Annotated in this window: 19 protein-coding genes; 13 read left to right on the forward strand and 6 right to left on the reverse strand. The window is 74.2% G+C overall.

From position 1 onward, the window contains the following. The 9 genes from PSD17_RS13665 to PSD17_RS13705 form a co-directional block, all read left to right on the forward strand. A partial coding sequence (locus tag PSD17_RS13665) for a hypothetical protein (RefSeq protein ID WP_445261012.1) occupies window positions 1-327 on the forward strand: 327 nt, incomplete at its 5' end. A gap of 100 nt (window positions 328-427) precedes the next feature. Next, the gene (locus tag PSD17_RS13670; RefSeq protein ID WP_013675476.1) at window positions 428-1717 is read left to right on the forward strand and encodes an acyl-CoA dehydrogenase family protein; all 1290 of its coding nucleotides are present in this window, start codon (window positions 428-430) and stop codon (window positions 1715-1717) included. Between the two features lie 65 nt (window positions 1718-1782). Then, on the forward strand, window positions 1783-2814 hold the full coding sequence (locus PSD17_RS13675) for a phosphotransferase family protein (RefSeq protein WP_339122833.1): 1032 nt from the start codon (window positions 1783-1785) through the stop codon (window positions 2812-2814). Between the two features lie 139 nt (window positions 2815-2953). Further along, window positions 2954-3991, forward strand: a complete 1038-nt coding sequence (locus PSD17_RS13680; protein ID WP_013675474.1) for an LLM class flavin-dependent oxidoreductase — start codon at window positions 2954-2956, stop codon at window positions 3989-3991. 34 nt (window positions 3992-4025) lie between these two features. Continuing rightward, window positions 4026-5645, forward strand: coding sequence for a long-chain fatty acid--CoA ligase (locus PSD17_RS13685; RefSeq protein ID WP_339122834.1), 1620 nt, complete (start codon window positions 4026-4028; stop codon window positions 5643-5645). 10 nt (window positions 5646-5655) lie between these two features. Next, a complete protein-coding gene (locus PSD17_RS13690; protein WP_103381578.1) occupies window positions 5656-6456 on the forward strand; it encodes an alpha/beta fold hydrolase in 801 nt (266 codons plus the stop codon). Then, on the forward strand, window positions 6453-7169 hold the full coding sequence (locus PSD17_RS13695) for an SDR family NAD(P)-dependent oxidoreductase (RefSeq protein WP_013675471.1): 717 nt from the start codon (window positions 6453-6455) through the stop codon (window positions 7167-7169). The genes PSD17_RS13690 and PSD17_RS13695 overlap by 4 nt, the downstream gene beginning before the upstream one ends. A gap of 52 nt (window positions 7170-7221) precedes the next feature. Continuing rightward, a complete protein-coding gene (locus PSD17_RS13700; protein ID WP_013675470.1) occupies window positions 7222-8313 on the forward strand; it encodes an LLM class flavin-dependent oxidoreductase in 1092 nt (363 codons plus the stop codon). Window positions 8314-8417: 104 nt separating this feature from the next. Continuing rightward, window positions 8418-10256: a helix-turn-helix domain-containing protein gene (locus PSD17_RS13705; protein ID WP_339122835.1), complete on the forward strand. Its 1839-nt coding sequence runs from the start codon at window positions 8418-8420 to the stop codon at window positions 10254-10256. Between the two features lie 3 nt (window positions 10257-10259). On the opposite strand, the gene PSD17_RS13710 is transcribed toward PSD17_RS13705, so the two are convergent. After that, window positions 10260-11057 carry a hypothetical protein gene (locus PSD17_RS13710; RefSeq protein ID WP_013675468.1) on the reverse strand — a complete coding sequence of 266 codons (798 nt, stop codon included), beginning with the start codon at window positions 11055-11057 and terminating at the stop codon, window positions 10260-10262. A 182-nt stretch (window positions 11058-11239) separates the two neighbouring features. Between PSD17_RS13710 and PSD17_RS13715 the strand changes: the two genes are divergently transcribed. The 3 genes from PSD17_RS13715 (at window position 11240) to PSD17_RS13725 (ending at window position 13980) form a co-directional block, all read left to right on the forward strand. Further along, a complete protein-coding gene (locus PSD17_RS13715) occupies window positions 11240-12055 on the forward strand; it encodes a DUF3097 domain-containing protein (RefSeq protein ID WP_049803697.1) in 816 nt (271 codons plus the stop codon). Between the two features lie 20 nt (window positions 12056-12075). Then, window positions 12076-12513, forward strand: coding sequence for an NfeD family protein (locus tag PSD17_RS13720; RefSeq protein ID WP_013675466.1), 438 nt, complete (start codon window positions 12076-12078; stop codon window positions 12511-12513). A 63-nt stretch (window positions 12514-12576) separates the two neighbouring features. Beyond that, entirely contained in the window at window positions 12577-13980 is a 1404-nt protein-coding gene (locus tag PSD17_RS13725) for an SPFH domain-containing protein (RefSeq protein ID WP_013675465.1), read from the forward strand. 15 nt (window positions 13981-13995) lie between these two features. Here PSD17_RS13725 and PSD17_RS13730 read toward each other — a convergent pair whose 3' ends face one another. The 5 genes from PSD17_RS13730 to PSD17_RS13750 form a co-directional block, all read right to left on the reverse strand. Further along, window positions 13996-14727 (reverse strand): energy-coupling factor ABC transporter ATP-binding protein, encoded by a 732-nt coding sequence (locus tag PSD17_RS13730; protein ID WP_013675464.1) that lies wholly within the window; start codon window positions 14725-14727, stop codon window positions 13996-13998. Then, window positions 14724-15488 carry a cobalt ECF transporter T component CbiQ gene (cbiQ, locus tag PSD17_RS13735; protein ID WP_013675463.1) on the reverse strand — a complete coding sequence of 255 codons (765 nt, stop codon included), beginning with the start codon at window positions 15486-15488 and terminating at the stop codon, window positions 14724-14726. Before cbiQ ends, PSD17_RS13730 begins: the two co-directional genes overlap by 4 nt. Continuing rightward, window positions 15488-15850: a PDGLE domain-containing protein gene (locus tag PSD17_RS13740; RefSeq protein WP_339122836.1), complete on the reverse strand. Its 363-nt coding sequence runs from the start codon at window positions 15848-15850 to the stop codon at window positions 15488-15490. The genes cbiQ and PSD17_RS13740 overlap by 1 nt, the downstream gene beginning before the upstream one ends. Further along, window positions 15847-16566 (reverse strand): energy-coupling factor ABC transporter permease, encoded by a 720-nt coding sequence (locus PSD17_RS13745; protein WP_013675461.1) that lies wholly within the window; start codon window positions 16564-16566, stop codon window positions 15847-15849. The genes PSD17_RS13740 and PSD17_RS13745 overlap by 4 nt, the downstream gene beginning before the upstream one ends. A gap of 149 nt (window positions 16567-16715) precedes the next feature. Next, window positions 16716-18185: an NAD-dependent succinate-semialdehyde dehydrogenase gene (locus tag PSD17_RS13750; RefSeq protein WP_013675460.1), complete on the reverse strand. Its 1470-nt coding sequence runs from the start codon at window positions 18183-18185 to the stop codon at window positions 16716-16718. 105 nt (window positions 18186-18290) lie between these two features. Here PSD17_RS13750 and PSD17_RS13755 point away from each other — a divergent pair, with 105 nt between their 5' ends. Continuing rightward, on the forward strand, window positions 18291-19478 hold the full coding sequence (locus PSD17_RS13755; protein ID WP_013675459.1) for an acyl-CoA dehydrogenase family protein: 1188 nt from the start codon (window positions 18291-18293) through the stop codon (window positions 19476-19478). The last annotated feature ends 58 nt before the right edge of the window (window positions 19479-19536 follow it).

Genomic DNA, 19536 nt, shown 5'->3' on the forward strand with positions numbered 1-19536 from the left:
GCGGCGGCGGCCGCAGAGCTGGCCCGGGAGCGGGACGCGCGCGCCGCCGCGGTTGCCGACGCCGCGGCGCGGTACGCCGACGCCGCGGCCGACGCGGCCCGGCTGCGCGCCGAGCGCGACGCGGCCCGCCGCGAGCTCGACGAGCTGCGGGCCGCCCAGAAGGGGTCCGTGCACGTGGCCGCGGAGCGCGACGCGCTGCGCCGGGAACGTGACGAGCTGCGCGCCGAGCTGGCACTGGCGCGGGAGCGCGCCCTGCCCGACGACCTGCGTGCACTGCTCGTCGCCACCCTGGGCGGCGGCCGCGCGGCGGCCGAGTCCTTGGAGTGACCTCCAACCGGTCGCCGGTCGGGCCGTCGCCCCGGCCGCGGCCGCGTCCCTACCGTCGCCGCGGGGCCGCCCGGCTCCGCCGCGACGGAAGGAGACATCGATGGCGTGGGACTTCGCCACGGATCCCGGCTTCGAGGAGAAGCTGACCTGGGCCCGGGAGTTCGTCCGTGACGAGATCTACCCGCTGGAGGTGCTCGACCTCGACCACGAAGGGTTCCGTCGCGTCGCCGCGCCGCTGCAGGAGCAGGTCAAGGCCAACGGTCTGTGGGCCGCGCACCTCGATCCCGAGCTCGGCGGGCAGGGTTACGGGCAGCTCAAGCTCGGCCTGCTGCACGAGGTACTGGGGACCAGTGAGCTGGCCCCGTTCGTCTTCGGCTGCCAGGCCCCCGACTCGGGAAACGCCGAGCTGATCGCCGTCGCCGGCACGCCCGCGCAGCGCGAGCGGTGGATGCGCCCGCTGCTCGACGGCGAGCTGCTCAGCGCGTTCGCGATGACCGAGCAGGGCACCGGGTCCGACCCGCGCCAGCTCACGACGTCGGCGCGGCTGGAGGGCGGTGAGGAGGGCGGCGAGTGGGTGATCGAGGGCCGCAAATGGTGCGTCGGCAACGCCGGGCGCAGCGACTTCCACATCGTCATGGCGGTGACCGATCCCGACGCCGACCCCTACCACCGGATGTCGATGATCATCGTGCCGACGACTGCGCCCGGGATCGAGGTCCGCGAGCTCGGCCTGATGAACGACCCGAACCACGACATGCCGGTGTGGTCGCACGCCGAGGTCGGCTACCACGACGTGCGGGTGCCGGCCGAGAACCTGCTGGGTGGCCGCGGCGAGGCGTTCACGTTGGCGCAGAAGCGGCTGGGCCCCGGGCGCATCCACCACTGCATGCGCTGGATCGGGGTGTGCCGCCGCGCGTTCGACATGCTCTGCGAGCGCGCGGTCAGCGTCGACGTCCACGGCGGTCCGCTGGCCGACAAGCAGACCGTGCAGAACTGGGTGGCCGACAGCGCCGCCGCGATCGAGGCCGCGCGGCTGCTCACCCTCAAGGCCGCGTGGACGATCGACCAGGTCGGCGCCTCGGCGGCGCGCACCGAGATCGCCATGATCAAGTACTACGGGGCGGCGGTGCTGCACGACGTCATCGACCGCGCCATCCAGGTCCACGGGTCGCTGGGGTTCTCCACCGACATGCCACTCGAGCAGATGTACCGGTGGGCCCGCGCGGCCCGGATCTACGACGGCCCCGACGAGGTGCACCGGGTGACGGTGGCGCGCAGGCTGCTGCGGAACTACCGGCCGACGCTGCCGCCCACCGAGCACATCCCGACGCGCCGGGCCGCGGCGCTGGAGACCTTCCGCGAGCGGTTCGACGCCCAGGCGGTCCAGTGAGCGGCCGGTCTCCACTGCGCGGGCCCGCGAGCACGACGCCGACACCGCGCGAGCGCGGTGGCGCGGTGGCCGACGTCGCGGCGCCGCTGGCGCGCTGGCTCGACCGGCACGTCGGGGCCCAGGGGCCGTGGCGGACCGCGCCGCTGGCCGGCGGGAACTCCAACGAGACGCACCTGCTGCGCGACGGCGACGGGCGGCGCTACGTCCTGCGGCGCCCGCCGCGGGCGGCCGTGTCGTCGTCGGCACACGGCGTCGCGCGCGAGTTCCGGCTGCTCACGGCCCTGCACGGGACGGCGGTCCCGGTCCCGCGACCGATCGCGTTGTGCGAGGACCCGGCCGTGGCGAGCGCCCCGTTCCTGGTCATGGAGCACGTCGGGGACGCGCTGTCGGTCACCGACACCGTCCCGCCGGGCTGGGCGGCGCATCCGGGCGCGCTGACCGCCGCCGCCGACGACCTCGTCGACGCCCTCGCCGCCCTGCACCGCGTCGACCCGGCCGCGGTCGGGCTGACCGGATTCGGCAGGCCCGACGGTTTCCTGCGCCGCCAGCCGGGCCGCTGGTACGCGCAGTGGGAGCAGACCGCGTGCCGACCGTTGCCGGCGATGGGGCCGTTGGCCCGATGGTTGACCGATCGGCTGCCCGACGCCTCGCCGACCGGGTTGCTGCACGGGGACTTCCACCTGGACAACTGCCTGTTCGCCGCGGCCGCGCCGCGGTTGCGGGCCGTGATCGACTGGGAGCTGGCGACCGTCGGCGACCCGTTGCTGGACGTGGGGCTGTTGCTCGCGTTCTGGGGTGACCGGCCGTGCGCGACGGTCGCGATGCCCGCGGTGCAGGGCGTGTCGCGGCTGCCCGGAGCACCGCCGCGCGAGCATCTGCTCGACCGTTACGAGCGTGCGACGGGCCGGCCCGTCGGCGACCTCGCCTACTACCGGGCGCTGGCGCTCTACAAGCTCGCCGCGATCGTCGAGGGCGCCTACGCGCAGTACCGGTCGGGCGTGCTCGACACCCCGTACGCCGCCGCGCTGGAGCACGACGTGCCCGCGCTGCTCGACGAGGCGATGGCGTGTGCCGGACTGGCCGTCGGGCGTCGGTGAGCGGCCGCCTCGCGCGTTTGTGGAGAGCCACAACACCCCGACGACACGGCACTGTGACGGGCGTCGCCCGTCGACCATGCTCGGCGCGTCACCGACTCGATCCGCTGCGCGACGACGCGCACCGACGAGGGAGCCCCCCGTGAGAGACGGCTGCAACTTCGGCCTCTGGTACGACTTCCGCAATCCCGCCGCCTGGCGGCGTCCGTTCAGCTCGGTCTACCGCGAGTCGCTGGACCAGATCGCCTGGGCCGAGCGGCTCGGGCTGGACTCGGTCTGGCTGACCGAGCACCACTTCTGCGACGACGGCTACACGCCGTCGCCGTTCACCCTGGCCGGCGCCGTCGGTGAACGGACGTCGACGATGCGGATCGGGACCAACCTGATCGTGCTGCCGCTGCACGACCCCGTCCGGGTGGCCGAGGACGCCGCCACGGTCTCGTTGCTCACCGGTGGCCGGTTCGACCTGGGCGTCGGGCTCGGCTACTGGGGGCGGGAGTTCGCCGCGTTCGGCCGCGACCTGCGGCACCGGCCGAGCCTGTTCGAGGAGGGCATCGCACTCATCCGGCGCGCGTGGTCGGGTTCGGACGAGCCGTTCGAGGGCCGCCGCTTCAGCTTCCCCGGCGTGCCGGTGACCCCGGTGCCGGAGCAGACCCCGCGGCTGCTCATCGGCGCGATGGCCGATGTGGCGATCGACCGCGCCGCGCGCCTGGGCGACGGGTTCCTCAGCACCCAGAACCATCACCACCAGAGCTACGTCGACGCGCTGGCCCGGCACGACACCCCCGTCGAGCGTGGCCGGATCATGGCCGGCCAGTGGGCCGTCATCGCCGACGACCCGGAGCGCGAGTGGGCCCGCATCGGGCAGCACGCCCTCTACCAGCTCAACGAGTACATCGGCTGGGGTGCGTTCGGCCCGCCCGAGCAGGTCCCGACGTTCGCCGACGCGGACCAGATCGTCGCCGCGGGCGCCTACACGCTGTGGGACCCGGCCACCGCGGTCGACGAGCTGACCCGGATGCTGCTCGACCGTCCCGAGATCGACGACGTGCACTTCTGGGCCCAGCTGCCGGGGGAGAGCGTGGAGAGCGGCAACGCCCGGATCGAGCTGCTGGCCGAGAAGGTCGTCCCGCAGGTCCGGGAGCGGCTGGCCGCGGCCCGCGAGCCCGCGATCCGGTGAGCGGGCGAGCAATGATGAGCGGGTGAGGGCCCCGATGACGCGGCACCCGCTGCTGATCACCGGTTTCCTCGACCGGGCGGAGCAGATGTTCGGTGGCACCGAGGTCGTCGGGTACGACGGCGGGCGGGAGGTGCACCGCAGCACCTACCGCGACCACGCCCGCCGGGTCCGGCGGCTGGCCGGAGCGCTGGTGGAGCTGGGCGTGCGGCCGGGGGACCGGGTCGCGACGTGCTGCTGGAACCACCACCGGCACCTGGAGCTGTACTCGGCGGTGCCGTTGGCCGGTGGTGTGCTGCACACCGTCAACCTCCGGCTCGGTCCCGACGAGATCGGCCATGTCGTCGGGCACGCCGAGGACACCGTGCTGGTCGTCGACACGTCGCTGCTCCCGCAGGTCGAGCGGGCCCGGCGGGCGCGGCCGGAGATGCGTGTCGTCGTCACCGACAGCGACGCCGGACCCGGCACGCTGGCCTACGAGGATCTGGTGGCCGGCGGGGAGCCGGTCACCGGGCCACCGCCTGTCGCCGAGGACGACCTCGCCGCGCTCTGCTACACCTCCGGCACGACGGGCACCCCGAAGGGGGTCGGCTACAGCCACCGCGCGCTGTTCCTGCACACGTTCGCGGCGTGCCTGGCCGACGGGCACGCGATCAGCGAGCGCGACACCGTGCTGCACGTCGTGCCGATGTTCCACGCCAACGCGTGGGGCATCCCGTTCGCGGCGCTGATGGCGGGCGCGACCCAGGTGCTGCCCGGCCCGCACCCGTCGGTGGCCGACCTCGCCGCGGCGATCACGGGCGAGCGGGTGACCTACACCGGGATGGTGCCGACCGTCGCGGTCGACCTGGTCGCGCACGCCCGGGCCACCGGCACCGACCTGCACGGCCTGCGCGCGCTCGTGCTCGGCGGCTCCCCGCCGTCCGACGAGCTGCTGCGCGCGCTCGACGAGCTGGGGGTGCCGACGTTCCAGGGCTGGGGGATGACCGAGATCTCGCCGATGGGCACGTTCGCCCGGCCGACCCCGGCGGCCGAGGCCGATCCCGCCGCCCGCCGGGCCGCCGTGCGCACCCAGGGCCGGCTGCTGCCGGGTCTGCAGTGGCGGCTCGTCGACCCCGACGCCCTGCCGACCGGGGACCTGCGCGACGTCCCGCACGACGGCGTCGCCACCGGCGAGCTGCTGCTGCGCGGGCCGTGGGTGGCCGACCGCTACTACCGCGACGAGCGACCCGAGTCGTTCGTCGACGGCTGGCTGCGGACCGGGGACGTCGCGACCATCGATCCCGACGGCTACCTGCGGATCGTCGACCGGGCCAAGGACCTGATCAAGAGCGGCGGCGAGTGGATCAGTTCGGCCGCGCTCGAGCAGGCGGTGCTCACCCACCCCGGGGTCCGCGAGGCCGCCGTCGTCGCGGTACCCCACGAGCGCTGGCAGGAACGGCCGCTGGCCGTCGTCGTCGCCGCGGCGGACACCGCCCCGACCGGGGAGGAGCTGCGGGCCCACCTGGCGGAGCAGGTGCCGCGCTGGTGGCTGCCCGAGCGCGTCGAGTTCGTCGCCGCGCTGCCGCGCACGAGCGTCGGCAAGATCGACAAGCGGGCGCTGCGGAGCCGGTTCGGCGCCGCGGCCCCCGAGCGACCCCCGTCACCCGTCCAGTGAGGAGCTGACCATGGCCCATCTCGACGTCGAGGGATCCCACCGGATCTACTTCGAGCACCATCCCGGCACCGGCACCCCCGTCGTGCTCGTGCACGGCTGGGCGGTCAACGGGCGCTGCTGGGACACCGTCGCGCCGGCGCTGCGCAGCGCGGGGCACGAGGTCGTCGTGCTCGACCTGCGCTGCTGCGGCCGCTCCGACCTCGACTTCGCCGACGTGTCGATCGACGCGATGGCAGGTGACGTCGTCGCCGTGTGCGAGCACCTGGGGCTGGACCACCCGGTGGTCAACGGCTGGTCCCTCGGCGGTGCCGTCGCGGCGGCCGCCGTCGCGCGGCTCGGCGACGCCGCCGGCGGGCTGGTCCTCACCGGCGGCGCCACCCCGCGCTACACCGCGGCGCCGGACTGGCCCCACGGCGGGACCACCGACGACGTGGAGGGCGTGCTGGGGGCGGCCGCGGCGGACCGCGCGTCGACGTTCCGCGGGGTCACCCAGGCGGTCTGCGCCGTCCCGGTCGGCGACGACGTGAACAACTGGATGTGGGCCATGTTCATGGCGGCCGGGCCGCGGGTCGACGACTCGCTGCGCGACCTCGCCTCGACCGACCAGCGCGACCTGCTGCGCGGGCTGGCCGTTCCGGTGCTGCTGCTGCACGGCCGCCAGGACGCGTTCGTCCCGTTCGACGGCGCCGAGGCCGCCGCGGCGTTGATCCCCGACGCCCGGCTGGTCGCGTTCGACGCGAGCGGGCACGCGCCGTTCCTCGAGGAGCGCGACCGCTACCTGGTCGAGCTCCTCGGTCACCTCAAGCGATGACCTGGCTCGTCACGGGCGGGTCCCGCGGTATCGGCAAGGCCGTCGTCGACAAGGTCGCGAAGGCCGGCGGGCATGTCGCCGTGCTGGCCCGCGGACCCGCGACCACCCCGTACGCGGTGCCCGACCTCGTCCGGGAGATCCCGTGCGACGTCACCAGCAGCGAGGACGTGGCCGCGGCGGTCGCCCGCGTCGCCGACGAGCTGGGCGGCCCCGACGTGGTGGTGAACTGCGCGGGCGCGCACCGCGGCGGGCGGGTCTCCAGCCTCAGCCGGGAGGCGTGGGACGAGGTCGTGGCCACCAACCTGACCGGGGCCTTCGAGATCTGCCGCGCCGTGGTGGGGCGGCTGTCGCCGGGAGCGGCGATCGTCAACGTCGGCGCCGTCGTCGGGTTCCGCGGCTTCCCCGGCGACGCCGCCTACGGCGCGGCGAAGGCCGGGCTCAGCGGCCTGACCCAGGTGCTCGCGGTCGAGCTGGCGCCCGCGCAGGTGCGGGTCAACCTCGTCGTACCGGGTTTCGTGGAGACCGACATGACGGCGGGGCTGAGCGGACCGGCCCGCGAACGGATCCTCGCGGCCATCCCCGCGGGGCGGGTCGGCGATCCCGAGGAGATCGCCGATGTGGTCGTCGCCGTGGCCGGGGCGACCTACATGACCGGCGCCGTCGTCCCGGTCGACGGCGGCCTGCTGGCCTCGTTCGGCGGACTCGCCCGCTGACGCCGGTCCACGACACGTCAACGAAGAACTGTCACCCCAGCAAAGGAGAGTCATGGACGTCGGTGTGCTGCTCGTGTTCCAGAACTGGTTCGAGGACATGAGCGACGAGGAGGTCTTCACCAGCGACATGGAGCTCGGCGTGCTCGCCGAGCAGTACGGGTTCGACTCGGTGTGGTCGGCCGAGCACCACTTCGACGACTACTCGATGTGCCCGGACAACCTGCAGATCATGACCTACCTGGCGGCGCGGACGTCCCGGGTGAAACTGGGGACCGGGGCGGTCATCCTGCCCTGGAACGACCCGCTGCGGGTCGTCGAGAAGACCGTCATGCTCGACCACCTCTCCGGCGGCCGCGTACTGCTCGGGATGGGCCGCGGCCTGGCGAAGATGGAGTACGAGGGCTTCAACACGCCGATGGACGAGGCCCGCCCTCGGTTCAACGAGGCCGCCGACGTCATCATCCGGGGGCTGCGCAACGGGCACGTCGAGAACGACGGGCCCATCTACAAGCAGGCCCGGGTGAACGTGCGGCCGGCGCCGAGCCCCGACCGCAGCTGGGACGGGCGGCTGTTCGGGGTCGCGATGTCCCCGGACTCGATCCCCGTCGTGGCCGACCTCGGCGCCCAGCTCATGACGTTCATGCAGTACGACACCGCGACCCATGCCGAGGCCGTCAACCGGTGGCGTGAGCTGCACCGCGCCAAGCACGGCACCGAGCCCGGCCCGCCGCTGCTGCAGGACTTCACCTACTGCCACGAGGACCCGGACGAGGCCAAGGCGGTCGCGACGGAGTACATCTCCAAGTACTTCCTGTCGGTGATCAAGCACTACGACTTCGCGGGCAAGCACTGGCGCGAGACCAAGGGCTACGAGACCTACCAGGTCGGCGCGGACATGATCCGCGAGGCCGGGATGGAGGTGGCGGCCAACGCCTACGTCGACGCCAACGTCTACGGCACGCCCGAGCAGATCATCGGCAAGTACGAGGAGCGTCGCGACGCCATGGGCGACTTCATGGCCAACCTCGCCTTCTCCTACGCCGGGCTGCCCTACGACAAGGTGCACGCGAGCATGAAGCTGTTCGGCGAGAAGGTCGTGCCGCAGCTGCAGAAGATGAAGGCGCGCACCGGCGCCACGGTCTGAGCGGCGCGCGGTCGCCGGGACGGGCGCGGCACGGCGTTTCCGTCCCGGCGGCGCCGCAGGCAGACTGGATCGCGGCCGGTCCCCGGACGTCGGAGGTGGAGCGCGTGACGAGCTCGGTGGCACATCCGTCGGGGGTGGCATCGGCAGGCACGCGCAGCCGGGAACGCGAGGTGATCGCCGCGTTCGCGGAGATCACCACCGAGGCGATCACCGCGCCCGGGCTGGAGGACCTGCTGCAGCTCATCGGCCGGCAGCTGTGCCGGTTGCTGGCCGTGCACCGCTGCTCGGTCTACCTGCGCCGGGGCGACCGGTTCACCGGCGCGGCCGGCCACTGCGAGATCGAGGGCGACATCTCCGCGGCCGTGCAGGCCCAGGAGGCCGGCATCGCCGGTGACGCGTTCAGCCAGGAGGTCATCGCGACCCGGCGCCCGGTGCTGATCAGCGACGTGCCCGCCGACCCGCGCCCCCACCGGCGCACGATGGAGCACTGGCGGGTGCGCGCGATGCTCGGCGTCCCGCTGGTGTTCGACGGCGACGTCATCGGGCTGATCTTCGTCGACAACGTCGAGGAGGAGCACACCTACTCCGACGACGACGTCGGGCTGGCCGAGCTGTTCGGCCGGCTCGCCGCGATCTTCATCCGGCAGGCGGTGCTCAACAGCCGGCTCGCCGCCAAGGCCGCCGAGGTGGTGCGGCAGAAGAACGTCCTCGGCTACCTGGCGACGGTCCACCACAAGCTCACCGATGCCGTCCTCGAGGGCGCGGACATCGGCGCCGTCGTCACCATGCTCAGCGAGCTGGCCGCCAAACCGGTGGTGCTCTACGACGACGCGTTCGGCGTGCTGGCGTGGGCGGCGCCGACGGCGCTGCGGATGACCGAGCCGCCCGTGCTCGACCGCCGCACGCGCGAACACCCGGCGGTGCGCACGGCGCTGACCGCACTGTCGGCGAGCCGCCCGTCGACGGTCGTGCCGATGTTGCCGGCCGTCGGGTTCGGCCGCCGCCACCAGCTGACCCGGTTGACGATCGAGGGCCGGCCGGGCGGCTATCTGGCCGTCGTCGAGGTCGGCCGTGGTCTCAGTGACCTGGACGCCAAGCTGGCCGAGAGCGGCGCGACGGTGCTGGCCCTGCAGATCCTCTCCGAGCGGCGCCAGATCGAGGCGGAGGGCCAGGCCCGCGACGACTTCCTGTCCGACCTGCTGCGCAGCACGCGCGACGAGGCGCAGCTGCTGCGCCGCGGCCCGCAGTTCGGCATCGACCTGTCCGAGCCGCACGTGATCGTCCGGCTCGCCGTGGGCGGGGGTGTCTCGCAGCTGAGCGCGTCGGCGGGACGAGGGCTGGTGGTGCGACGCTTCGCCGCGGTGCTCGGCGGGGCCGAGCCGCCCGCGGTCGGGCTGCCCGGAGCGGTGGTCGTGCTCGTGCGGCTCGGGGGGCGGGCCGGCGGGCCGGCCGAGCTGCGCGACCACGTCGCGGAGGTCGTCGCGTCGCTGGGCCCGCAGCTCGACGTGCGGACCGCCGTCGTGTCGCGGGTCTGCAGGGCGGCGGCGGACTTCCCGCGGGCGCACCGCGAGCTGCGCGAGGTCGAGGAGCTCGCCGCGTCGTTCGGGTGGCGCGAGGGCGTGCGCACCGTCGACGAGCTGGGTCTGTTCCGGGTCGTGATGAACAGCGGGCAGGTGAAGGAGGCCCTGCGGTTCGCCCACGACCTGGTCGCGCCCGTGCGCGCCCACGAGGCGGGCGACGGACCGCTGCTGACGACGTGGCGGGCGTTCGTGGCGGCCGAGGGCAAGGTGCAGGCCACGGCGAGGACGCTCGACGTCCACGAGAACACCGTCCGCTACCGGTTGGGCCGCGTCCGCGAGCTCACCGGCACCGACCCGGCCGACCTCGACGTGCTGCTCTCCGCGCGGCTGGCCTTCCAGGTCCTCGATCTCGCGGGCTGGTGAGCCTCAGACCGCCGGGCTGGTGGCCAGCACCCGCACCGCTTCGGCGACGGCCGCGCGCCGGGCCACCCGGACCGCGGCCTCGATGGGGCGCAACGCGTCCCGGCGGGCACCCGCGGCCGACGCCGACAGCGCGCCGCCCGGCTCGTCGACCGACGCCGCGGCGAGGATCGCGTCGACCTCGTCGGCGTGCTGCAGCACCCGCAGCGACTGTCCGGGCATCCCGTCGGGCCACAGCGAGCGGGGCCGGGACCGCAGCGCGGCGGCGATCTCCTCCCGCACCCCGGGCCGGTGCCGCGCGACGCCCAGCGAGGTCAGCACGGACGCGGACCGCCGCACCTGGTCGCGCAGGTCGAACTCGGCGTGGTTGAGCGGCACGTGCTCGGCGGGCGGGACGGGGTCGGGCACCGCGTGCACCGTCCAGCGCAGCACCCCGTCGGCGACCACGGACGGGACCGCGCCGAACCCGGCGTCGGGGAACAGCACGCCCTCGCCCGCGGCGAGCGCCGCGTCGGAGAAGCCGCCGGGGCCGGGCAGGCCGCGGATGTCGCCGGCGACGGGCAGCACGACGCGGGCCTGGCCGCGGGGGGCGGCGCGGCGCAGGGCGGCGAGCAGGAAGGTCACCGACGTGGCGGGGGAGCCGGGACCGGGCAGGTCCGTGGCGGCGGCCGCGGCGTCGTCGGCGGCGAGGACGTCGTGCGCGTCGGCCCAGGGCGCCAACGCGTCGAGCACGTCGTCGGGGGCCGCGGCACCGGCCAGCCAGGCCGATGCCCACACCGTCAGGGTCGCGGAAGCGCGGGACACGGGACTTAGGCTAACCAACGCGGACGGGCGACGACATGACTGCCGGGTGGGTGAACGGTGACCACCCGGGGTGACCGGACGGTTCCCGCCGGTCACGGCCGGTCGACCCGCGCGGCCGTCCCGGCCCCGGCGTGTCGGACCCCGCGGCGGCGGCGGACGCGGGGTACAACCTCGACGTGCCCCTGCGTTCACAGGACTACCGCGGCGCCTTCGGCAGCGACGGGACCCGCGCCACGGTGCGCCGTCGGGTGCCGGAGGTGCCGGCCGAGCCCGGGCTGGTCGTCGAGGACCCGGGCAGCGGGTTCTGCGGCGCCGTCGTGAAGGTCGACGTCCGTGAGGTGACGCTGGAGGACCGGCACGGCAGGCGCCGGGTGTTCCCGCTGCGGCCGGCGGCGTTCCTGTTCGAGGGTGCGCCCGCGACCCTGGTGGTGCCGAAGGCGGCCCCGAGGGGGCCCGGGCGGTCGGCGTCGGGGTCGGTGGCCGTCGCGAACCTGAAGGCGCGCACCGCCCGCGCGTCGCGCATCTGGGTCGAGGGCATCCACGACGCCACCCTGCTGGAGACGGTGTGGGGCCACGACCTGCGGGTCGAGGGCATCGTCGTCGAGCCGATGCACGGCATGGACGACCTCGCCGCGGCGGTCGCGGACTTCGGGCCCGCCCCGCACCGGCGGCTCGGCGTCCTGGTCGACCACCTGGTCGCCGGGTCGAAGGAGACGCGGGCGGCACAGGCGGTCGCGGGACCCGACGTGCTGGTCACCGGGCACCCGTTCGTGGACGTGTGGCAGGCGGTGAAGCCGTCGGTGGTCGGCATCCGGGAGTGGCCGGTGGTGCCGCGCGGCGTGGACTGGAAGACCGGTGTGTGCGCCGCGCTGGGCTGGGGTGAGCCCGCCGACGGCGCGCGGCGGGTGCTCGGGGCCGTGCGCAGCTTCCGGGACCTGGAGCCCGACCTGATCGGCGCCGTGGAGCATTTGATCGATTTCGTCACGGTCGCCGACTGATCTCTGGCAGGATCGGTGTCGTGGGCGCACTGATCTGGCTGATCGCCGGAGTCGCGCTGATCGCGGCGGAGGTGCTCAGCGGCGAGTTCTTCCTGCTGATGCTCGGCACCGGCGCGCTGGCGGCCGCGCTCGGCTCGCTGCTCGGTCTGTCGGTGCTGCCGGCGACGTTGGTGTTCGCGGCCGTGTCGGTGCTGCTGATCTTCGCGGTGCGCCCGGCGCTGCGGCGCCGGCTGGACCGGGCGATCGAGCACCACGCGACGAACACCGAGGCGCTCGTGGGCCGGCACGGCACCGTCGTGGCGGCGGTCCGGGGCGATCACACCGGTGGCCGCGTGAAGATCGGCGGCGACGTCTGGTCGGCGCAGGCCTACGACCACGAGCAGACGATCGAAGCCGGTGCGCGCGTGCGGATCATCGAGATCTCCGGCGCGACCGCGATGGTGCTCGCCGACGACTGAGCGCCGGGCGATACGGTGCGGCCCTTCAAGGTCGCTGGTGACCGTGGGCAGGGAGGGATCGGGGTGGATGGCACGGTGACGCTCGTCGTCGTACTGGTGATCGTGGTGCTGGTGGCGGTGACACTGATCAGGGCCGTGCAGATCATCCCGCAGGCCACCGCCGCCGTCATCGAGCGGCTCGGCCGCTACAAGGCCACCCAGCCCCCGGGGCTGACGTTCCTGGTGCCCTTCGTCGACCGCATCCGCGAGCGCATCGACCTGCGCGAGCAGGTCGTCTCGTTCCCGCCGCAGCCGGTGATCACCCAGGACAACCTGACGGTCAACATCGACACGGTCGTGTACTTCCAGGTCACCGACCCGCGCTCGGCGGTCTACGAGATCTCCGACTACATCGTCGGGGTCGAGCAGATCACCACGACGACGCTGCGCAACGTGGTCGGCGGCATGACGTTGGAGGAGACGCTGACCTCCCGCGACCAGATCAACACCCAGCTGCGGGGTGAGCTCGACGAGGCGACCGGCCGGTGGGGCATCCGCGTCGCGCGCGTGGAGATCAAGGCCATCGACCCGCCGCCGTCGATCCAGGAGTCGATGGAGCGGCAGATGAAGGCCGACCGCGAGAAGCGGGCCATGATCCTCACGGCGGAGGGGGAGCGGGAGTCGGCGATCCGGTCGGCCGAGGGCCAGAAGCAGTCGCAGATCCTCACCGCCGAGGGTGCCAAGCAGGCGGCGATCCTCAACGCGGAGGCCGACCGGCAGTCGCGCATCCTGCGCGCGCAGGGTGACCGGGCCGCGCGCTACCTGCAGGCGCAGGGCCAGGCCAAGGCCATCGAGAAGGTGTTCGCGGCGATCAAGGCGGGCAAGCCGACGCCGGAGCTGCTGGCCTACCAGTACCTGCAGACGCTGCCGCAGATGGCCCAGGGCGACGCCAACAAGGTGTGGCTGGTGCCCAGCGACTTCGGCAAGGCACTGGAGGGCTTCACGCGCATGCTCGGCGCGCCGGGCGAGGACGGGGTGTTCCGTTACCAGCCCAGCCCCGACGACGGGTCGGCCCCGACGAACCGCCCGGAGGACGACGACCCCGGCCTGGAGGGCTGGTTCGACACCCGCACCAGCCCGGAGATCGCCGCCGTCGTGGCCAACGCGGAGGCCCAGGCGCGCCAGGAGATCCCGCCGCTGGGCGCGGAGCCGCCGGCCATCGCCGCCGCCCAGCCCCAGCTGCCGCCGTCGCCCCCGCCCGGTCCCCGGCCGCCGCAGCAGGGTGCCGAGGCGCCGCAGGGCCGGCCGTCGCCGCAGCCGCGCCACGAGCAGCGTGCGCAGGAGTGGCCCGACAACGGGGAGAGCTCGGTGCCGACCCCGCCCGGCGGCTCCCCGGTGGTCCGCCCGGCCGAGCCGGGCCGCGAGCAGGGCGACGACGGCGGCCAGCAGCCCCCGCCCGGCTACCCGGCGCCGCCGCCCGCGCGCTGACCCCGGCCTCGCGGGTCAGGCGAGCGCGAACCCGAACGGCAGCTCGAGGCGGTGCGCGCGCAGCAGGTCGGCGTCGGCGAGCAGGTCGCGCGTCGGGCCGTCGGCCACGACGCGCCCGTCGTCGACGACGACGCTGCGCGGGCACAGCTGCAGCGCGTAGGGCAGGTCGTGGGTGACCATCAGCAGGGTCCGGTCCAGGCGCAACAAGGTCTCGGCCAGTTCCCTGCGCGCCACCGGGTCCAGGTTCGACGAGGGCTCGTCGAGCACCAGGATCTCCGGGTCGCAGGCCAGCACGGTCGCGAGGGCGACGCGTCGGCGCTGCCCGCCCGACAGGTGCAGCGGCGAGCGGTCGGCGTGGCCGGCCATGCCGACCTCGGCCAGCGCCGCGTCCACCCGTGCGGTGAGCTCGGCGCCGGTCACCCCGAAGTTCGCGGGGCCGAACGCGACGTCCTCGCGGACGGTCGGCATGAACAGCTGGTCGTCGGGGTCCTGGAAGACGATCCCGACGCGCCTGCGGATCTCCTGCAGGTTCGGCTTGCGCACCGGCAGCCCCCCGACGGCGACGGTCCCGGCCGTCGGGGTCAGGATCCCGTTGAGCTGCAGCACGAACGTCGTCTTGCCGGCGCCGTTGGGCCCGAGGAGGGCGACGCGTTCGCCGGGGTCGATGCGCAGGTCGACACCGCGCAGCGCCGGGGTCCCGTCGGGGTAGGCGAAGTCGAGGCCGGTGACCTCGAGCGACGCGGTCACGTCGTCACCAGCGCGGTCACGGCGACGGCCGCGGCGACGACCGGGACCGCCAGGCCGCGGGCCCAGTCGACCCGCGCCGCGGCGGCGGCACCCGCGGCCGGCAGGGTCCCCGTCCAGCCTCGGGCGAGCATCGCGAGGTGCACGCGCTCGCCGCGTTCGTAGGACCGGACGAACAGGCTGCCGATCCCGCGGGCGGTGGCGCCCGCCTGCCACAGGAACCGTGGGTCGTGGCCGCGGGCGATGCGCGCCACCCGCATCCGGCGTGCCTCGGCGGCGATGACGTCGGCGTAGCGCAGCATCAGCGTCGCGATCGTGACGACCAGCGCGGGCGCCCGCAGCCGCTGCAGGCCGAGCAGCAGGTCCCGCATCGGCGTCGTGGCGGCGAGGGTGAGCGAGGTGAGGACACCGAGGGTCCCCTTGGCGAGGATGTTCCAGGCGCCGAGCAACCCGGCGTGCGAGAGCGACAGGCCCGCCCACTCGATGCGCGGGTCGGGTCCGGTGAACGGCAGCAGCACCGCGAGCACGACGAACGGCGCCTCGATCAGGGCCCGTCGCGCCAGCCAGCCCGGCGGGATACGGGCGGCCACCCACACCGCGACGAGCAGCAGCAGGTAGCCGGCGAAGGCGGGGAACGCCTCCCGCGGGGTCGCGACGACGCAGAGCACCGTCAGGAACGCCGCGACGATCTTCACCTGGGCCGGCAGCCGGTGCACGACCGAGGTGCCGGGCAGGTACAGCGGGTGGGAGTGGCCGGCGCCCATCAGTCGGACGGGCCGCGGCGCCGGCGCAGCAGCCGGAACAGACCACCGGCGACGAGCACCGTGACCAGCACGCCCACGATCCCCGCGATCCCGACCGAGCCCGCCCCGCCGCCGACCGTGTAGTCGGCCAGCGGGCCGGAGCCGAGTGGGTGGTCGGTGGCGTGCTGGGCGACGCAGGTGCCGTCGAGCTGCTCCCCGGCCGGGGTCTCGGTGACCTCGCAGCCGTGCAGGGTGACCGTGTCGAGCCCGTCGGGGGCGGAGCTGGCGAGGTAGGACAGCCCGCCCGCGACGACGAGCGCGACGAGCAGGAACGCGACGAGGAAGCGCGAACGGCGGCGGCCGGCGGTGCTGGGGCGGCTCATGCGCCGCTCCCGTCGCCGCGGCCGGCCGGCTGCGTCACCGCGGCCGGCCGGGGCGCCGTGCGCAGCAGGTGGACGAGGTCGGGCCGGACGGCGGCGACGGCCCCGACGGTGACGGCGGTGATCACTCCCTCGCCGATCCCGATGAGCGCGTGCAGGCCGACCATGAGCGCGAACACGGTCCCCGTCGTGGCGCCCGCGGCGCCGCCGAGCGCGTACTGGGCGACGAACCCGAGCGAGGCGAGGACGGTGCCCGCGAACGCGGCGACGAACGCCGTCGCGAGCAGCCCACCGCGGCTGCGCACGGCGAACCGGCGCAGCGCGACGGCGACGCCCCAGCCCGCGAACACGCCGATCACCGCCATGTTGACGACGTTGGTGCCCAGCGCGGTGAGCCCGCCGTCGGCGAACAGCAGCGACTGCACGACCAGCACGATCGTGATGCACAGCGTCCCGACCCACGGCCCGACCAGGATCGCGACGAGCGCGCCGCCGAGCAGGTGCCCGCTCGCCCCGGGCAGGATCGGGAAGTTGATCATCTGGACGGCGAAGACGAACGCCGTGACGAGCCCGGCCATCGGCGCGGTGCGGTCGTCGAGGTCGGCCCGGGCCCGCACCGCGGCCCAGCCGACGAACAGGATCGCGACGGCCCCGAACAGCAGTGACGTCGGGGCGTTCACGATCCCGTCGCTCATGTGCATGGCGACGTGCCTGCTCACCCGGTCTCCTCACGCGTGCAACGGTCCTGGGCGGACGGACGAATCCGTCGCGATGGACAGCGAAGCACGAACCGCGGCCTTGTCGCCAGTCATGTGCGAAAAGCGACGATGTGCGACAACCGCGGATGTGCAGGACGTGGGCGCGCGGGTCAGGCGGTCGCGATGGCCACGTACTTCGTCTCCAGGAACTCGTCGATGCCCACGGTGCCGCCCTCGCGCCCGAGCCCGGACTGCTTGATGCCGCCGAACGGCGCCGCCGGATTGGAGACGAGGCCGGTGTTGAGCCCGACCATGCCGGCCTCGAGCCGCTCGGACACCCGCAGCGCCCGGTCGAGGTCCTGGGTGAACACGTAGTCGACCAGGCCGAAGTCGGTGGCGTTGGCGTCGGCGAGGGCCTGCGCCTCGTCGTCGAACACGGTGATCGGGGCGACGGGTCCGAAGATCTCCTCGCTGTTGAGCCGCGAGTGCGCGGGCACCCCGGTGAGCACGGTCGGGCGGTAGAAGTAGCCGGGGCCGTCGGCGCGCTCCCCGCCGAGGACGACCTCCGCGCCGTGCGCCACCGCGTCGCCGACCAGGTCGACGATCTTGTCGCGGCCCTTGCCGTCGATCATCGGCCCGACCTGCACCCCGTCCTCGGTGCCGCGGCCGACGGTGAGCGCGCCCATCCGGTCGGCCAGCCGCCGGGAGAACTCGTCGGCGATGCCGCGCTGCACGAGGAAGCGGTTGGCCGCCGTGCAGGCCTCGCCCATGTTGCGCATCTTCGCCTGCATCGCACCCTCGACCGCGCGGTCGACGTCGGCGTCGTCGAACACGAGGAACGCGGCGTTGCCACCGAGCTCCATCGACGTGCGCAGCACCTTCGACGAGGCCTGCTCCAGCAGCAGCCGGCCGACCGCGGTCGACCCGGTGAACGACAGCTTGCGGGCCCGCCCGTCGCGCAGGACCGGTTCGACGACGTCGGCGGCGTCGGTCGTGGTGACGACGTTGAGCACGCCGTCGGGGAGCCCGACCTCCTGCAGGATCTGCGCGAGCGCCAGCATCGACAGCGGTGTCTGCGGGGCGGGCTTGACGACCATCGCGCACCCGGCCGCGATCGCGGGGGCGATCTTGCGGGTACCCATGGCGAGCGGAAAGTTCCACGGCGTGACGAACACGCTGACCCCGACGGCCTGGCGCATCACCAGGAACCGGTTGCGGCCGTCGGGGGACACGGCGAAGCCGCCGTCGACGCGCACGGCCTCCTCGGAGAACCAGCGCAGGAACTCGGCGGCGTAGGTGACCTCGCCGCGGGCCTCGGCGAGCGGCTTGCCCATCTCGAGGGTCATCAGCAGCGCCAGGTCCTCGACGCGGGCCAGCACCGCCTCGTAGGCGCGGCGCAGGATGTCGGACCGCTCGCGCGGGGCCATCGCGGCGAACGCCGGCTGCGCCCGGTCGGCGGCGGCGAGCGCGGCGAGGCCGTCGTCGCGACCGGCGTCGGCGACCTCGCACAGCGCCTTCTCCGTCGCCGGGTCCTCGACGACGGTTGTCGCGCCGGATCCCGCAGGGCGCCAGCTGCCGTCGATGAGCAGCTGGTGGGGCACGGAGTCGACGACGGACTGTTCACGATTCGGATCAGTCATGGCCGCGATGCTGCCATCGGCCCGGGGCCCGCGCAGGACGCGCGCTGAGCAGCGGCGGACGTCACACCCACCGCCCCTCTGCCGAACCGGGCGGACTCGGACACCATGGGCCCTGTGACGCAGACCCTGACGCGGTTGCCGGCAATGGTGCCGCCCGCGGCCGAGCTCCCCGCACGCACCGACGCGCTGCGCGCGCAGGTGCGGGAGTTCCTGGCCGCCGAGCGCGCCGCGGGCGCCTGGACGCCGAGATCGGACGTGTGGCTCTCCGGCTGGGACGAGGACTTCTCCCGGCGGCTGGCCGCGCGAGGCTGGCTGGGGATGACGATCCCCACCGCGTACGGCGGGCACGGCGCGTCCCCGCTCGACCGCTACGTCGTGACCGAGGAGCTGCTCGCGGCGGGCGCACCCGTTGCGGCGCACTGGGTCGCGGACCGCCAGATCGGTCCGTCGCTGCTGCGCTTCGGCACCGAGGAACAGCGCCGGCGGTTCCTGCCCGGCATCGCGGCCGGCGAGGTGTACTTCGGCATCGGCATGTCCGAGCCCGACTCGGGGTCCGACCTCGCGTCGGTGCGCAGCCGGGCGACCAAGGTCGACGGCGGCTGGTCGCTGTCGGGAACCAAGGTGTGGACCTCCGGCGGGCATCGCGCACACGCGTTCTTCGCACTGGTCCGGACCTCGCCGCCGGAGGAGGGCAAGCGGCACGCGGGGCTCTCGCAGCTGATCGTCGACCTGCACGCCCCCGGCGTCACCGTGCGGCCCATCCCGCTGCTCACCGGCGCCCACCACTTCAACGAGGTGGTGTTCGACGAGGTCTTCGTGCCCGACGAGATGGTGCTGGGGGAGGTCGGCGCGGGCTGGGCGCAGGTCACCGGCGAGCTCGCGTTCGAGCGGTCGGGCCCCGAGCGGTTCCTCTCGACGTTCCCGCTGCTGCAGGCGCTCGTCGGCGAGCTGGCGGGTGCCGACCTCGGGGTCGCGGGACGCCGCGAGCTGGGCTCGCTCGTCGCGCGGCTGTGGTCGCTGCGCCGGATGTCGCTGGCCGTCGCGGGGTCGCTCGCGTCGGGGCAGGCCCCGGAGCTGGCGGCGGCCGTGGTCAAGGACCTCGGGACGCGGTTCGAGAACGAGATCATCGACGCGGCCCGGCTGCTGGTGACGGTGCCACCCGATCCCGGCGCGGACAGCGGGTTCGCGAGGCTGCTGGCCGACGCGGTGCTGCACGCCCCCGGCTTCACGCTGCGCGGGGGGACCAACGAGGTGTTGCGCGGCATCGTCGCGCGGGGACTGGGGCTGCGATGACACCCTCTGTGTCAACCTCAAGATCGTCAGGCTGCGGTCGGTGGGTTGAGTTGGCGGG

It is taken from the genome of Pseudonocardia sp. D17 (genome assembly GCF_036984265.1).
Lineage (GTDB): Bacteria > Actinomycetota > Actinomycetes > Mycobacteriales > Pseudonocardiaceae > Pseudonocardia > Pseudonocardia benzenivorans.

What these genes read in the sequence shown, in the direction of transcription:
- PSD17_RS13750 (WP_013675460.1), bottom strand. Translation starts at nt 18,185, where the DNA reads ATGACTGATCCGAATCGTGAACAGTCCGTCGTCGACTCCGTGCCCCAC.
- PSD17_RS13700 (WP_013675470.1), top strand. Translation starts at nt 7,222, where the DNA reads ATGGACGTCGGTGTGCTGCTCGTGTTCCAGAACTGGTTCGAGGACATG.
- PSD17_RS13740 (WP_339122836.1), bottom strand. Translation starts at nt 15,850, where the DNA reads ATGAGCCGCCCCAGCACCGCCGGCCGCCGCCGTTCGCGCTTCCTCGTC.
- PSD17_RS13695 (WP_013675471.1), top strand. Translation starts at nt 6,453, where the DNA reads ATGACCTGGCTCGTCACGGGCGGGTCCCGCGGTATCGGCAAGGCCGTC.
- PSD17_RS13755 (WP_013675459.1), top strand. Translation starts at nt 18,291, where the DNA reads ATGGGCCCTGTGACGCAGACCCTGACGCGGTTGCCGGCAATGGTGCCG.
- PSD17_RS13690 (WP_103381578.1), top strand. Translation starts at nt 5,656, where the DNA reads ATGGCCCATCTCGACGTCGAGGGATCCCACCGGATCTACTTCGAGCAC.
- PSD17_RS13670 (WP_013675476.1), top strand. Translation starts at nt 428, where the DNA reads ATGGCGTGGGACTTCGCCACGGATCCCGGCTTCGAGGAGAAGCTGACC.
- cbiQ (WP_013675463.1), bottom strand. Translation starts at nt 15,488, where the DNA reads ATGGGCGCCGGCCACTCCCACCCGCTGTACCTGCCCGGCACCTCGGTC.
- PSD17_RS13685 (WP_339122834.1), top strand. Translation starts at nt 4,026, where the DNA reads ATGACGCGGCACCCGCTGCTGATCACCGGTTTCCTCGACCGGGCGGAG.